Annotated in this window: 11 protein-coding genes and 1 pseudogene; 10 read left to right on the forward strand and 2 right to left on the reverse strand. The window is 71.3% G+C overall.

All coding sequences use genetic code 11. The features are described from left to right. Positions 1–36 precede the first annotated feature (36 nt). The gene (locus QSK05_RS23660; protein WP_285599491.1) at positions 37–1041 is read left to right on the forward strand and encodes a sugar phosphate isomerase/epimerase family protein; all 1005 of its coding nucleotides are present in this window, start codon (positions 37–39) and stop codon (positions 1039–1041) included. A gap of 1 nt (position 1042) precedes the next feature. Here QSK05_RS23660 and QSK05_RS23665 read toward each other — a convergent pair whose 3' ends face one another. Next, complete coding sequence (locus QSK05_RS23665; protein ID WP_285599492.1) at positions 1043–1753, reverse strand: SDR family oxidoreductase; 711 nt, start codon at positions 1751–1753, stop codon at positions 1043–1045. A 96-nt stretch (positions 1754–1849) separates the two neighbouring features. Between QSK05_RS23665 and QSK05_RS23670 the strand changes: the two genes are divergently transcribed. From QSK05_RS23670 to QSK05_RS23680, 3 genes are all read left to right on the forward strand, one after another. Further along, a complete protein-coding gene (locus QSK05_RS23670) occupies positions 1850–2407 on the forward strand; it encodes a TetR/AcrR family transcriptional regulator (RefSeq protein WP_285599493.1) in 558 nt (185 codons plus the stop codon). Positions 2408–2437: 30 nt separating this feature from the next. Continuing rightward, a complete protein-coding gene (locus tag QSK05_RS23675) occupies positions 2438–2833 on the forward strand; it encodes a DUF4233 domain-containing protein (RefSeq protein WP_285599494.1) in 396 nt (131 codons plus the stop codon). 91 nt (positions 2834–2924) lie between these two features. Next, entirely contained in the window at positions 2925–3587 is a 663-nt protein-coding gene (locus tag QSK05_RS23680; RefSeq protein WP_285599495.1) for an SDR family oxidoreductase, read from the forward strand. 47 nt (positions 3588–3634) lie between these two features. On the opposite strand, the gene QSK05_RS23685 is transcribed toward QSK05_RS23680, so the two are convergent. Next, entirely contained in the window at positions 3635–3856 is a 222-nt protein-coding gene (locus QSK05_RS23685) for a hypothetical protein (RefSeq protein ID WP_285599496.1), read from the reverse strand. A 188-nt stretch (positions 3857–4044) separates the two neighbouring features. On the opposite strand from QSK05_RS23685, the gene ndk reads away from it, so the two are divergent. The 6 genes and pseudogenes from ndk to QSK05_RS23715 all read left to right on the forward strand — a co-directional run. Next, entirely contained in the window at positions 4045–4467 is a 423-nt protein-coding gene (gene ndk / locus QSK05_RS23690; protein ID WP_352302358.1) for a nucleoside-diphosphate kinase, read from the forward strand. A 164-nt stretch (positions 4468–4631) separates the two neighbouring features. Then, on the forward strand, positions 4632–6017 hold the full coding sequence (locus tag QSK05_RS23695) for an SWIM zinc finger family protein (RefSeq protein WP_285599498.1): 1386 nt from the start codon (positions 4632–4634) through the stop codon (positions 6015–6017). After that, the gene (locus tag QSK05_RS23700) at positions 6014–8755 is read left to right on the forward strand and encodes a DUF6493 family protein (protein WP_285599499.1); all 2742 of its coding nucleotides are present in this window, start codon (positions 6014–6016) and stop codon (positions 8753–8755) included. Before QSK05_RS23695 ends, QSK05_RS23700 begins: the two co-directional genes overlap by 4 nt. A 340-nt stretch (positions 8756–9095) precedes the next feature. Then, on the forward strand, positions 9096–11162 hold the full coding sequence (locus QSK05_RS23705; protein WP_285599500.1) for a TIGR03960 family B12-binding radical SAM protein: 2067 nt from the start codon (positions 9096–9098) through the stop codon (positions 11160–11162). Beyond that, positions 11162–11950 carry a TIGR03936 family radical SAM-associated protein gene (locus QSK05_RS23710; RefSeq protein ID WP_285599501.1) on the forward strand — a complete coding sequence of 263 codons (789 nt, stop codon included), beginning with the start codon at positions 11162–11164 and terminating at the stop codon, positions 11948–11950. Before QSK05_RS23705 ends, QSK05_RS23710 begins: the two co-directional genes overlap by 1 nt. A 1206-nt stretch (positions 11951–13156) precedes the next feature. Next, positions 13157–15394 (forward strand): annotated as a pseudogene (locus QSK05_RS23715) (Rne/Rng family ribonuclease); the annotation flags it as partial. Positions 15395–15413 lie beyond the last annotated feature (19 nt).

Raw genomic sequence — 15413 nt, forward strand, 5'->3', positions numbered from 1 at the left:
CTCAGAGGGCCCGGGCATCTCGACGTGGGAGGCCAGATGGCACGACCGATCACTCTTTTCACCGGCCAGTGGGCCGATCTGCCGTTCGGGGAAGTCTGCCGGCTGGCCTCCGGCTGGGGATACGACGGGCTGGAGATCGCCTGCTGGGGCGACCATCTCGATGTCGTGCGGGCGGTTGAGGACGACGCCTACCTCCAGGACCGGCAGGACGTCCTGGCCAGGTACGGCCTGAAGGTCTGGGCGATCTCCAACCACCTGACCGGCCAGGCGGTCTGTGACGACCCGATCGACACCCGGCACCGTGGCATCCTCACCGACCGGGTCTGGGGTGACGGATCACCCGAGGGGGTGCGCCGAAGGGCGGCCGAGGAGATGACATACACGGCGAGGGCGGCGAGCCGGCTCGGCGTCGACACCGTGGTCGGCTTCACCGGCTCGGCCATCTGGAAGTACGTGGCGATGTTCCCGCCGGTCTCCCAGGAGCTGATCGACGCCGGGTACCAGGACTTCGCCGATCGCTGGAACCCGATCCTCGACGTCTTCGACGAGGTTGGGGTGCGGTTCGCCCACGAGGTGCACCCGTCCGAGATCGCTTATGACTACTGGACGGCCCGGCGTGCGCTGGAAGCGATCGGTCACCGGCCGGCGTTCGGGCTGAACTGGGACCCGAGCCATTTCGTCTGGCAGGACCTCGACCCGGTGGGATTCCTGTGGGACTTCCAGGACCGGATCTACCACGTGGACTGCAAGGACGCCAAGCGTCAGGTCGGCAACGGCCGCAACGGGCGGTTGGGGTCGCACCTGGCCTGGGCCGATCCGCGCCGGGGCTGGGACTTCGTCTCCACCGGCCACGGAGACGTGCCGTGGGAGGCCTGTTTCCGCATGCTCAACGCGATCGGTTATCAGGGGCCGATCTCGGTGGAGTGGGAGGACGCGGGGATGGACCGGCTGGTCGGGGCCCCGCAGGCCCTGGACTTCGTCCGTACGCAGTTGTTCGACCCGCCGGCGACGTCTTTCGATGCGGCGTTCAGCAGCCGGTAGTTCAGCTCTGGGCGGTCGGGCGCACGACGATCTCGTTGACGTCGATGTCGGCCGGCTGCTCGATGGCGAAGGCGATGGCCCGGGCGATCGCGTCCGGGCCCATCGCCACCCGCTCCACCTGTTCCCGCATCTGGGGGGAGGCGCCGTCGACGAACTCGGTCCGGGTCATGCCGGGGGAGACCGCCGTGACCCGGATGCTGTCGCCCATCTCCTGCCGCAGCCCCTCGGCGATCGTGCGCACGGCGTTCTTCACCCCGGCGTAAACCACCTGACCGGGCACGATCCGCAGACCGGAGGTCGAGACGGTCTGCACGAAGTGCCCGCTGCCCTGCTCCCGGAACAGCGGCAGGGCCGCGCTGATGCCGTACAGCACGCCGCGGAGGTTGACGTCGATCATGGCGTCGATCTCGGCCGTGCTGAGGGTCTCGAAACTGCGCACGGTGGCCACCCCCGCATTACTGACCAGCACGTCCAGGCGCCCGAACCGCTCTTTCGCCGTGCGGACCAGCTTCTGGGCGTCCTCCCAACTGGTGACGTCCGTGGTCACCCAGTCCGCGCGTCCACCATGGGATCGGATCTTGTCGGTCAGGGCCTGGAGACGATCGGCCCGCCGCGCGGTGAGCAGCACGGTGGCGCCGCGGGCGGCGAGCAGTTCGGCGGTGGCCTCACCGATGCCGCTGCTGGCGCCGGTGATGGCGATGACCTTGGACATGGTTTCTCCCGGAGCTAAGTGGACAAGTGTCCGCTTGGCTGACGATAAACGGACGCGTGTCCGCTTGCAAGTGCCGCGCTCGGTAGGGTGGGTGGCATGGCTCCCACGGTGCGCAGGGCGGATGCCGAGCAGAACCGCGCCCGTCTGCTCGAGGTGGCCCGCGCGGCGCTGACGCGTTCCAGCGACGCCACGCTGAACTCGATCGCCAAGGAGGCCGGCGTCGGGCAGGGCACGCTGTACCGCCATTTCCCGACCCGGGAGGCCCTGCTGGTCGAGGTCTACCGGGTCGACCTGCGGGATCTGCTGGACGCGGCTCCCGGGCTGCTGGAGGGGAATCCTCCGGACATCGCGCTGCGGCTGTGGCTGGAGCGGCTGGCCGCCTACGGGCGCATCAAGCACGGGGCGGCGGCCGCGGTGCGGGCGGCGACGCGGGCCGATCTGTCGGCGGAGTACTACGCCGAGACGGTCGGGGTGATCGGCACGCTGCTGGCGGCCGGGCAGGCGGCGGGACTGCTGCGACCGGACGTGGATGCCGAGGAGGTGCTGCTGCTGGTCGGTTTTCTCTGGCGCGTGCCGAACGAGGACTGGGAGCGGCGCACGGCGCACCTGCTGGATCTGGTGCTCGACGGGCTCCGGCGGCGCCCGGTGGCCTGAACACCGGTTCGGGTTTGACAAGATGATGGGGTGCGTAACCCGATGCGGATGATGGCCGCGACCACCCTCATCAGTGAGGCGCTGGTGATGTTCTTCGCCGGTCTGGTGGCGAAGGACCTCTCCTCCCTGTCCACCGGCACCGCGCTGGGCATCACCTGTGGCCTGGCCGTGGTCTGCTTCGTGACCGCCGGACTGCTGCGCAGCCGCGCCGGGTACGTGATCGGGTCGGTGTTGCAGCTGGCGATCTTCGCCGTCGGCATCTGGGTACACACCATGCTGTTCCTCGGCGTGCTCTTCGGGGCGCTGTGGATCGCGTCACTCGTCATCGGGTCCCGGCTGGAGCGTGAGGGGGCCGAGCGATGGGCCCTGCACGAGGCCGAGCAGGCGAAACAGGAGCGCGACGGGGAATTCACCGAGCCCGCCTGAGCCTCACCGCCCACCGGCACGCCCGGGCCGCCCGGAGATTCACGTCGATCGGCCCGGGACAGCCCGGGAAACCTGGGTTAGCGTCCTGGCCATGCGCATCGTGATCGCCGGAGGGCACGGGAAGATCGCTCTGATCCTGGGGCGGATGCTCCACGACCGCGGGGACGATGTGGTCGGCATCATCCGTAACCCGGCTCACGTGGACGACCTGCGCGGGATCGGGGTCACCCCCGCCGTGCTGGATCTGGAGACCGCGGACGTCGAGGCCGTGACCCGGCTTCTGGCCGGTGCCGACGCCACCGTTTTCGCGGCCGGGGCCGGCCCGGGAAGCGGCGCCGCGCGTAAGGACTCGGTCGACCGGGCTTCGTCCGTGCTGCTGGCCGAAGCCGCCGAGAAGGCCGGTGTGCCACGGTTCGTGCAGGTTTCGAGCATCGGCGCCGACTCGGTCGCCGACGGTGCCCGGCCCGACGGCGTCGACGACGTCTTCCACGCCTATCTGCTGGCCAAGCTCGCTGCCGAGGACGATCTACGCACGCGCGATCTGGGCTGGACCATCCTGCGCCCCGGTGCGCTCATCGACGGGCCGGGTACCGGTCAGGTGCGGCTGGCACCGAGCGTGAACCGGGGCTCGGTACCCCGGGCCGACGTGGCCGCGGTGATCGTGGCGCTGCTCGACGCGCCCGGAACCGCGAAAAAGGTGCTGGAGCTGGTCGGCGGCAACACCGAGATCGCGGCAGCGATCCGCCGGGCCTGAGTTTCGGGTCGGCCTGAGTTTCGGGTCGGCCTGAGTTTCGGGGGGTCTCAGGCCGCCGGCGTGGGGTCGTGCTGCTCGGCGTGTTCAGGGGCGCGGCGGGGCATCGGGATCACCCGCGACCCGGACTGTTCCTCGTCCACCGGTGGACGTTCCTTGCCCTCGTCGCGCAGGTGTGGACGCACGATGGCCAGCAGGGTGGGCCGGTGGGTGTTCTCGATGGCCGCGGACAGGACTGATGTCAGCACGGTGGACAGCGGGGGTCGTTCCATGACTCCTCCAGCAAATGGTTCGGTGACAGTATGCAACCGCAATGTCACTTCATTGATTCCATCGCTTGGTGTCAGTGGAGTCTTGAGGCCTTCAGGGTGACCTTCGCGCATCCGGGGCACCGGCCATCGATCGGTGTTCGTTAGGCTCTGCTGCGCCCGTGTCAACATCATCGAGAGGGACAATGACCATGGCCTCGGAGCGGACGCTCGTTCTTGTCAAGCCGGACGGCGTGCGCCACCGCCAGATCGGCGAGGTGCTGCGCCGTATCGAGGCGAAGGGGTATGACGTCGTCGCCCTGAACCTGCTGGTGCCCACCGCCGAACTGCTCGAGAAGCACTACGAGGAGCACGTCGGCAAGTCCTTCTACAACAACCTGGTCGAGTTCATGATGTCCGGCCCCGTGGTGGCCGCCGTCGCCGAGGGCGAGCAGGTCATCGCGGCCTTCCGCTCGCTGGCCGGCGCGACCGACCCGATCAAGGCCGCCCCGGGCTCGATCCGTGGCGACCTGGCCCGCGACTGGGGCACGGCCGTGCAGCAGAACGTCGTGCACGGCTCGGACTCGCCGGAGTCGGCCGAGCGCGAGATCGGGCTCTGGTTCCCGGGTCTGTGAGGACTCGTTAGCCGTCGCTCCATCCGGAGGGCGTTGCCGGGCTCGTCTGCGGACGAAGTGGCCCGGTGGCGTCCTCCGCCCATTTTGTCGGTGGGTGGCACTAGTTTCGCCGCGTGGTCGAAATAGTGGTGTCCGTCCGGGAAAAGCGGGAAGTGGTCTGAATCGTGCAGGCGCTGGCGACATACTCCTACCGGGGTCCCTCCGAGCTCACCGGTCTGTCCGGCCTGCGATTGCAGACCAGTGGCGGGCCGGCGGCCAACCCGCGGTTCTTCAGCGGTGACGTGACCGTTCCGGGGGCGGCCGCGGCGGGTCTCCTGGTGGTCTCCGCGGTGGCCGCGGCCGACTTCCGGCGCACCCGGACGCAGATGATGCTCGACCCGGTGGTGACCGCCGAGGAGAGCAAGCTCCGCTTCGAGGCGTTCTCCGGGTGCACCGGTGTGCACGTGCGGCTCGACCTGCTGCCCGAGGCACTCGACGGCGACGGGTTCCTGCGGCACGGCACCACGAACATCGACATCAACGCACCTCTGCGCCGGGCGCTCGCCCGGGTGCGGGACGGTCGCCTGCACCTGGACGTCGGTCCCGACGATGTCGCGGTCACCACGGCCACCGAGCGAGTGGTGGAGCGGAAGGTGCCGCTGCCGGCCTCCTGGCTGCGTGGTTTCACCGAGACCCAGGTCATCGCCTCCGGGTTCGACGTGCGGGCCGAGGTCGACCGGCTCTCCGCCGCGGCCTTCCTGGCCCGGCTGCCGGGCAAGGCCACCCGCGACACGCTCTGGGTGGTGCCCGCCGGCCGCGGGCTGCGGCTGACGGCCCGGCCGGTGGCAGGGGCCGTCGGGCTCGGTGGGGCGCAGCGGCTGAGCCTGCTCACCCCCTTCCTGCGGCACGCGAAAACGCTGCGGGTGTACGGCGCCGCTCCTGGTTCCGGGCCGTCGCAGGCCACGGGCAGCTGGGAGCTCTCCGGTCCCGGCCTGCGGCTCACCCTCACTCTTTCCCCGCAGGCCTCCAGGGGTTTCGCCGGTGAGGGGGCCGGGCTGATCCATCTGTCCGGGTCGCAGGCCGAGGCCGACGCCGATCTGGTGAGCACCCTGCTGGCCTGGGACACCGCGATCGACGTGGCCGGCCTCGCGCAGTCGTCGGGCCTGACCACCGAGCGGGTCCGGGCGGCGCTCACCGTGCTCGCCACCGCCGGCCGGGTCGGCTACGACGTGGCCGAGGCCGCCTATTTCCACCGCTCGCTGCCCCAGGGCCCGGGCGTCGAGCAGCTGAATCCCCGCCTGCGCCGGGCCCGCTGGCTGGTGGCCGAGGGCGCTGTGACCGTGACCGACCGGGGCACAGAGGTACTCGGCTCCCAGGGGCGGGTGCATCTGGTGCGCACGGCCGGCGCGACGGCGAGCTGTACCTGTACCTGGTGGGAGGAACATCGCGGCGACCGCGGTCCGTGCGCGCACGTGCTGGCGGCCGGGCTGCTCTCGGGCGCCGTGCCGGACGAGGCCGGCGCCGGTGTTGCGGGTGTTGCGGGTGTCGCGGGTCAGGAGGCGATGGCGTGAGCGCCGACTGGGAGGTCCTGCGCGGTCATCTGGCTGGGTACCGGGTGGAGCAGGTCGAGCAGTTCGTCACCGGCCTCGACCCGCAGTCGCGGGCGGCCCTGAGTAAGCATCTGACCACGTACGTCCGCTCCGGGTCGCCGGAGTTCGCGTGGTCGTCGGGGCGCGCGGAGAACTGCCGGCTGCCGTCGGTGGCGGTGGCGGCGGTGGGCCTGCTGCCCTCGTCCGCCGCCGTCGCCACGATGCTGGGCCGGGCCGACCTGCGGTGGGACTGGCACCTGCTGCCGGTGAGCCGGATGGTCGCCGTCGCGGCCGCCCGGGGCGCCGACTGGCTTCCCGACCTGGCGGCCCGGATGGCCACGAAGCTGCCGCGCGATCCGGACGACGGTGCCTGGCGCGGGGTTGCCGACCTGGTCGCCGCCACTGGTGCCCCGGTGCCCGACGGCGACACCTTCCTCCTCGGCTGGGCCGCCTGGCTGCGCGAGCCGACCGTCTTCAGGGAATGGCCCCCGGCCGAGGGCGAGCGCGTCACCCTGACCGTCCGGCGCCTGCTCGACGGCCCGTTCCTGACGGCGTTGCTGCCCCGGGTCTTCGAGGTCAACGGCTTGGGGCTGATGCTCGGCACACCCGAGGTCGCGGTCGCCCCGTCGCTGGTGGCCCTGGTGAACGCCGGGCGCATCGACCGGGCCGAGGTGCTCGACGGCTGCCTGGCCCGCCAGTACCAGCCCGATCGTCCGGGTGCCCTGCGGTTCTTCACCGGTCTGCACGACCTGCTCGCACCGACGGAGAAAGAACTGGCCGAGCGGGCGCAGGACTACGCCGACCTGGCCGCCTCCGCCCCGTCCCCGGTCGCGGCGTTCGCCCTGCGTCACCTGCGCACGCTGCTCGACGCCGGGCTCCTCGAGACCGACCTGCTGCTGGGGGTGGCGCCCACGGTGCTGGAGCGGCCCGAGAAGGGCAACGTGCGAGCCCTGATCACGCTGCTCGACCGGGCGGTGAGCGAGAGTCCCGGGCGCGCGGGTGACATCGTCACCGTGCTCGCGGGCTGCTTCTCCTCACCGGTCTACGACGTGGCCGAGAAGGCGCTGGCGGTGGTGCTACGCCGGGCCCGGCGGCTGAGCGACGCCGACCGCGAGACGATCGCGGATCAGGTTGCCCTCCTGCCGGCCGACCTGCGGGAGAAGGCACAGGCCGCCGGGCTGGGCGGTCCGGAGCTCGCCGCCGTGCCGGCCCCGCAGGAGGCGCCGCTTCTTCCGTGCGTCGACGAGCCCGAACCCTGGCTCACCCCGATCGCCGACCTGGCCGACCTGAAGACCGCTCTGGAGGGGAAGCTCGGGTTGTCCGGATGGACCGGCCGGGAACACGTCATGGCGGCGGTGGTTTCACTCAGCGCCGACCGTCCCGACGAGGTGCGCGAACTGCAGCGGGTGCTCTGGTCGCTGGCCAACGGGGTGCACGGGTTCGGGGGCAAGCACGGTTACTGGGCAGCCGGATGGAACCACGGGCAGGCCCATTTCCTCGAGGCGGAGCAGTGGCCGTACGACCCTCTGATGCTGTCGCTCTCGGAGCGGGTGCACCGGGTGGAGAAGTTCGTGACGGCCCGCGACGCACTACTGGCGGGCCGGCCGACCCCGCACCTGCAGACCTGGTCCGACTACCCGCACCACGTGGTGCTGCTGCGCATGGCCGAGGCCGGCCTCGGCCTGGCCGGGCAACTGCCCGATTTCGACGGTCCGGTGCCGCCCCTGCTGCTGGCCACTCCCACCGACCGGTCCGGGCGGATCCAGGCGCAGACCCTGTTGTCACGTCTGCGGCGGGCCGAGTCCGAGGGCTGGCAGCCGTGGCCACTCGACCTGGAGCAGGCTCTGCTGAGGCTGCCCCGGAACACCGAGCCGAAGGTGCGAGAAGCCGCGGCCGACTTGACGTCTGCGGCCGGCCGGCGGTTCGCGCAGTGGCTCGGGGCCGGTGGGCTACCGGCTCCCGTCCAGCGTCTGCGCGGGGGGCTGCGCGCCCGGGAGGGCACCTACCGGGCCGACGAGAAGCGGCCCGGCGGGGTGCGGGTCGTGGACATCGAACCCGGTGGCGAACCTCGATCCGGGCTGCACCGCGGGCTCTTCCACATCGATCACAACGAACCCCCGTTCACCCGCCACTGGATGGGCTCGCAACCTCCGGCCGACGTCTTCCCCGACCACCGCGAGGTGATCTCCGCCTGGGCGCTCACCGACATCGACCCGGTGCGCGAGGGTCAAGCGATCGACTGTCTGCCGTCGGGGCACGACTCCGGCGGGCCGATCGGCCCGGCGACCACCCTGCTGATCGCCTACCACCTGGGCTCCGACAGTGCGACGGGGCGCACGGCCGGGGTCGATGCGGTGCTGGGGCTGGCCGCCTCCGGCCACCTCGACGGCGCGGTGCTGGGCGAGCATCTCGGCGCCCTGATCGCCGACGGCCCGATCATCGGCACCCGGGTCTATCCGGAACTGGCCGAGGCGGCGAGAACCGGTGCCGGTCAGGAGATCTGGCGCGTGATGACCACCATGCTGCCGTACGTGCTGGACAGCCGCCCGGCCGGTGTCCCCGACCTGCTGGCGCTGGCCACCGACCTGGCCGCACGGCATTCCGACGGCAGCAGCATCCCGAAGCTGGACGAGATGGCCGACCGCACCGGATCCGGTAAGGCAGTGCAGCAGGCCCGCCGGCTGCGGACGGCGATCCGGCAACGGGCGGGCATCGGCTGAACGATCGAACGAGCAGGCCGGCTGAGCCACGAAGGTCAGGTGAATCAGGAGATCGTGCGCGGACCGGTCGAGGCGGTCCGGGCCGACCGATGCTCCTGGCTGATCCTGGTTGACCCCGGCTGATCCTGGTTGACCCCGGCTGATCCTGGTTGACCCCGGCTGATCCTGGTTGACCCCGGCTGATTCTGGTTGATCACGGCGAGGTGCCCCGACGTGAACGGTCGGACCGGTCTTCGACGGGCCGGGAACCGGGTCGGAACCGGGTCGGAACCGGGCCGATCCGGGGCCCCGTCGGGCCACTGCGTCGTCCAGGGTCCTTGGTCCCGCCTAAACTGGCGGGATGCGTACGGACACCAGTGCAGTGGAGTCGGTCTTCGACCGGCTCGAATCTCTGCTGCCCTTCGTCTCCAAGCCCATCCAGTACGTGGGCGGCGAGCTCAACTCCACGATCAAGGAGTGGGACTTCGCCGGCCCGTCGACGGTGCGCTGGGCACTCATGTATCCGGACGCGTACGAGGTCGGGCTGCCCAACCAGGGCACGATGATCCTCTACGAAGTCCTGAACGAGCGCCCCGACGCCCTGGCCGAGCGCACCTACGCGGTGTGGCCCGACCTGGAGAAGCTGATGCGCGAGCACCAGGTGCCCCAGTTCACGGTCGACGCGCACCGCCCGGTCGGCGAGTTCGACGTACTCGGCCTGTCGTTCTCCACCGAGCTCGGCTACACCAACATGCTCACGGCGCTCGACCTGGCCGGTATCCCGCTGAGCGCCGCCGAGCGCACGATCGACCACCCGATCGTGCTGGCCGGCGGCCACGCGGCGTTCAACCCCGAGCCGATCGCCGACTTCATCGACGCCGCCGTGCTCGGCGACGGCGAGCAGGCCGTCGGGATCATCACCGACGTCATCCGGGAGTGGAAGCAGGAAGGCTGCCCGGGTGGCCGCGAAGAGGTGCTGTTCCGCCTCTCCGGCACCGGTGGCGTCTACGTGCCGTCCCTCTACGACGTCGACTACCTGCCCGACGGCCGCATCCAGCGGGTCGTGCCGAACCGCGACGGCGTGCCGCGGCGGGTCAGCAAGCACACCGTCATGGACCTCGACGAGTGGCCCTACCCGAAGAAGCCGCTGGTTCCCGTGGCCGAGAGCGTGCACGAGCGGATGAGCGTGGAGATCTTCCGCGGCTGCACCCGGGGCTGCCGGTTCTGCCAGGCCGGGATGATCACCCGCCCGGTGCGTGAGCGCACCATCGAGGGCATCGGCTCCATGGTCGACGCGGGCCTGAAGGCCACCGGCTTCGAGGAGGTGGGTCTGCTCAGCCTGAGCTCGGCCGACCACTCCGAGATCGCCGAGATGACCAAGCAGCTGGCCGACCGCTACGAGGGCACCAACACCGGCCTGTCGCTGCCGAGCACCCGGGTCGACGCGTTCAATATCGACCTCGCCCAGGAGCTCTCCCGGGGCGGTCGCCGTTCCGGCCTGACCTTCGCCCCCGAGGGCGGCAGCGAGCGCATCCGCAAGGTGATCAACAAGATGGTCACCGAAGACGACCTGGTGCGCACGGTCGCCGCCGCCTACGGCGCGGGCTGGCGCCAGGTGAAGCTGTACTTCATGTGCGGTCTGCCCACCGAGACCGACGAAGACGTGCTGCAGATCGCCGAGCTGGCCAAGCGTGTGATCCAGACCGGCCGCGAGGTGTCCGGCTCCAAGGACATCCGCTGCACCGTCAGCATCGGCGGCTTCGTGCCCAAGCCGCACACGCCGTTCCAGTGGGTCGGCCAGACCGCTCCCGAGGTCGTCGACGCCCGGCTGGCCAAGCTCCGCGACGCCATCCGCTCGGACAAGCGCTACGGCAAGGCCATCGGCTTCCGCTACCACGACGGCAAACCCGGTCAGGTCGAGGGACTGCTGTCCCGCGGCGACCGCCGGGTCGGTCAGGTCATCCGCGCGGTCTGGGAAGACGGCGGCCGCTTCGACGGCTGGAGCGAGCACTTCTCCTACGACCGCTGGATGGCCTGCGCCGACAAGGTCCTGGCCGACAACGTGGTGGACGTGAACTGGTACACCACCCGGGAGCGCACGGAGGAGGAGGTCCTGCCCTGGGACCACCTGGACTCCGGCCTGGACAAGGAATGGCTCTGGGAGGACTGGCAGGACTCGCTGTCCGAGGACGAGGTCGAGGACTGCCGCTGGACCCCGTGCTTCGACTGCGGCGTCTGCCCGCAGATGAACACCGAGATCCAGATCGGGCCGACCGGGCGCTCGCTGCTCCCGCTCGCCGTGGTGCCGGGTCAGGGGCCGTCCGGGCCGTCCGGGATCCAGACCCACACGCACACCCACACGCCGATCACCGGGCCGACCGCGCAGCCGGCCGCCGGTCAGGTCACCGCCGCCGGGCCGGTCGCCTGATGGCGCGTCAGCCCGAGGGGCCGCCCCCGCCCCCGGTCGTGCAGAAGCTCCGGCTCCAGTACGCCAAGCGCGGCCGCCTGCGGTTCTCCAGCCACCGCGACTTCCAGCGGGCGCTGGAGCGGGCCGTGCGCCGGGCCTCGATCCCGATGGCCTACTCGGCCGGGTTCCACCCGCACCCGCGCATCTCCTACGCCAACGCCGCGCCCACCGGCACGGCCAGCGAGGCCGAGTACATCGAGATCGCCCTGGCCGCGCGCTGCGACCCGGAGGCGCTGCGCACCGCGCTGGACTCCGCCCTGCCCGACGGGCTGGACATCGTCGACGTGGTCGAGGTGACGGCTCCGGGCGTGCTCGCTGACCGGTTGCAGGCCTCGGTCTGGCAGATCGAGCTGTTCACCGACACGCCCGGGGAAGAGGCCGCGCAGGCGAACGACGCCCGGGTCCGGGACGTGGTCGAACGCTTCCTGGCGGCCGAACGGGTCGAGGTGCAGCGCATGACGAAGAGCGGTATGCGGACGTTTGACGCCCGTGAGGCCGTTCTCCGGATCGAAGTGGAGCCTAGTGTCACATCAAGACCCGGTAACGGTTGTGCGATACTGAGCATGGTCGTGCGGCACAACACACCGGCTGTTCGACCCGACGACGTCCTTTCCGCTTTCCGCGCGGTAGCCGACTTCGCGCCTCCGTCACCTCCCCGAGTGACGCGTCTGGCGCAGGGGCTGCTCGACGAGGCAGACGGATCGGTGACCGACCCACTGGTCCCCGATCGGGACGGCGGCGGCGCCTGACAGGTGCCGCGCCCCAGCCTTGACCGGCTCGGCGCGCATCGGTACGGCGTAAGGCCTTGACTTCCGCCGCGACCGGTTTGGCGCGGCGACCTACACGAGTGCCCCGAGCGGCGCCGAGTCGGTGTGATCGGCGCCCGGGGCGACGGGAGAACGCCCGTGGCGAGCAACGAAGAAACACCCGCGGCGACGGACGGCGAAGCACGCGGCGGTGAGGTGGTCGAAGGACTGACCTCGTCTGCTGCGCGTGTCGCCGTTCCGGACGCCGCAGCCGGCGGCACCAGCACGCCGGCCGGCAGCGCCGACAGCGCCGACGGCGCCGGCAGCACAGCATCGGCCTCAGCTCCGGTACCCGACTCCGGCGCGAGTACCGCGCCGGTCGGCGACCCCACCGCGGCCGACCGCTCCAGCTCAACGAACGACACGAACGAGAAGAAGACCGAGACCCCGGCCGAGGCTCCGGTCACGGCCCCCTCGGTCTCGGTGACCAGTGACGATGCCGTCGCCGTGTCCGACGCTGCCGCCCCGGGGGCAGGCACCGGCACGACCACCGGCACGACCACCGGCACGACCACTGACCCGGAGGCCCCGGCCGCCGCGCCCCGCGCCCGCCGCACCCGGGTGCGTGCGACGAAGAAGGCCGTGGCCCAGACCCCGGACGAGACCGGTGCCGAGACCACGGGCGAGACCGGCACCGAGGTGGCGGACGAGGCCCCGGCCCCGGTGAAGCGCGTCCGCGCGCCCCGCAAGCGGGCCGCCTCCAAGCGGGTGGCCGCAGCCGAGGTGGACACGACCGACACCACTGACACCACCGACACCACCGACACGGCGCCCGACGGCACCACCCCGGCCGCCGAGGCGGAGATCGCCGCCGCGATCGAGAGCGTCACCGGTACCGAGGTGGCCCCCGCCGCCCCGGACGCGCTGTTCGCCGAGCCGACCGCGCCGGTCAAGAAGGCGACCCGCCGTCGCAGCACCCGCAAGGCCTCCGCCCCGGTGGCCAGCACCGCGGCCCCCGAGTCCCTCGAGGTCGACGAGAACGTGACCACCGGCACCCCGGTGACCACCTCGTCCTCTGTTGATGCTGTGAGCCCCGAGAGCACTCTGAGCCCCGACGCCCCGGAAGCTCCGGAGGCCGAGACCCCGGTCACCCAGAGCCCGGTCGCCCCGGCGCCCGAGCCGGCTCCCTTCACCGTGACCCGGACCCGCCCGCGTACCCGGGTGCGCTCGGCTGCCGAACGGGCCGCCGACGCCGCTGCCGAAGAGGCCGCGCAGGCGGCCCGGGACGAGCAGGCTGTCGCCGAGGCCGCTTCCGCGGAAACTCCGGCCGCCCCCTCCCGCCCGGCGATCATGCCGATCTTCCAGGCGCCGGAACCGGCCACCTCGCGTCCGCGCCGGGCGGCCTCCCGCCCGGCCGGCCCGCCGAAGATCGTCGAGGAGCCCGCCCCCCAGGACGAGCCCGTCGACGACGAGGCCGTCGCCGGGTCGAACCCGCAGGACACCGTCGAGGACGCCATCGGCCTGCTCGACGACGCGTCCGCGGACGCCGACGAGAACGACGACCTGACCGCCGAGGAGGCCGAGGAGGACGACGCGGCCGACGAGGCCGATGACAACGAGGCCGACGAGGACAGCGACGAGGAGGGCGACGACCAGGAAGAGGCCACCGCCCCCCGTCGTCGTCGCCGCCGTGGCGGTCGGGGCCGCCGGGGCCGCAGCCGGGGCGACTCCCCGGAGCCGTCCGAGCAGCCCGCCGCCGCGAGCCAGACCGCTCCGGCGGCCCCGACCGTTCAGGACGAGCCGGTCGCCGAGGACACCGAGGCCGCCGACGAGGAGCCGGCCGAGGACGAGGACGGCGAGGAGTCCGGTGAGACGACGGGCAGTCGTCGCCGTCGTCGCCGTCGCCGTCGTGGCGCGGGTGGCAGCGACGGTGAGGTCACCGTCGACGAGGGCACCACCGTCACCACCCGGGTCCGCGAGAGCCGCCGCAGCAGCGGTGGCACCAGCAGCGACGACGTCACCTCGGTGCGGGGCTCGACCCGCCTGGAGGCGAAGAAGCAGCGCCGCCGGGAGGGTCGCGAGGCCGGCCGCCGCCGTCAGATCCTGACCGAGGCCGAGTTCCTGGCCCGGCGCGAGAGCGTCGAGCGCACCATGGTCGTGCGTGAGCGCGACGGCCGCACCCAGATCGGCGTGCTGGAAGACGGCGTGCTGGTCGAGCACTACGTGGCCCGCAAGACCCAGACCTCCACGGTCGGCAACGTCTACCTCGGCCGGGTGCAGAACGTGCTCCCGAGCATGGAGGCCGCGTTCGTCGACATCGGCAAGGGCCGCAACGCCGTGCTCTACGCCGGTGAGGTGAACTGGGACGCCGCCGGTATGGAAGGCCAGCCGCGCCGCATCGAGCACGCGCTGAAGGCCGGCGACGCCGTGCTCGTGCAGGTGACGAAAGACCCGATCGGTCACAAGGGCGCCCGCCTGACCAGCCAGATCTCGATGCCCGGCCGCTACCTGGTGTACGTGCCGGACGGTTCGATGACCGGCATCAGCCGCAAGCTGCCCGACACCGAGCGCACCCGCCTGAAGAAGATCCTGCGCGAGGTCGTGCCGGACAATGCCGGTGTGATCGTGCGCACGGCGGCTGAGGGTGCCAGCGACGAAGAGCTCGAGCACGACGTGATCCGGCTGCAGGCGCAGTGGGACGACATCTCCGCGAAGGTCTCCACGGCGAACGCCCCGGCCATGCTCTACGGCGAGCCGGACCTGGCGATCAAGGTCGTGCGCGACGTCTTCAACGAAGACTTCAACCGCCTGATCATCTCCGGCGACGAGGCCTGGGGCACGCTCCAGGGATACATCTCGCACGTGGCTCCCGACCTGGCCCAGCGCCTCGAGCACTGGACCGATGACAAGGACGTCTTCGCCAAGTTCCGCATCGACGAGCAGCTCGCGAAGGGCCTGGACCGCAAGGTCTGGCTGCCGTCGGGCGGCTCGCTGGTGATCGACCGCACCGAGGCGATGACCGTCGTCGACGTCAACACCGGAAAGTTCACCGGCGCCGGCGGAAACCTCGAGGAGACGGTCACCAAGAACAACCTCGAGGCGGCCGAGGAGGTCGTGCACCAGCTGCGGCTGCGCGACATCGGCGGCATCATCGTGGTCGACTTCATCGACATGGTGCTCGAGAGCAACCGTGACCTGGTGCTGCGCCGCCTGATGGAGTGCCTGGGCCGTGACCGCACCCGCCACCAGGTCGCCGAGGTCACCTCGCTCGGCCTGGTGCAGATGACCCGCAAGCGCGTGGGCCAGGGCCTGCTCGAGGTGTTCAGCGAGACCTGCGAGCACTGCGGCGGCCGTGGGCTGATCATGCACGACGAGCCGGTCGAGAAGAAGCAGCAGGAGAACGGCAACGGCAACAGTGGCGGCGGCGGTGGCGGCCGTAAGGGCCGGAACAACCACCACCACTGAT

The organism is Kineosporia sp. NBRC 101731 (assembly GCF_030269305.1).
In the GTDB taxonomy this organism is placed as follows: Bacteria; Actinomycetota; Actinomycetes; order Actinomycetales; family Kineosporiaceae; genus Kineosporia.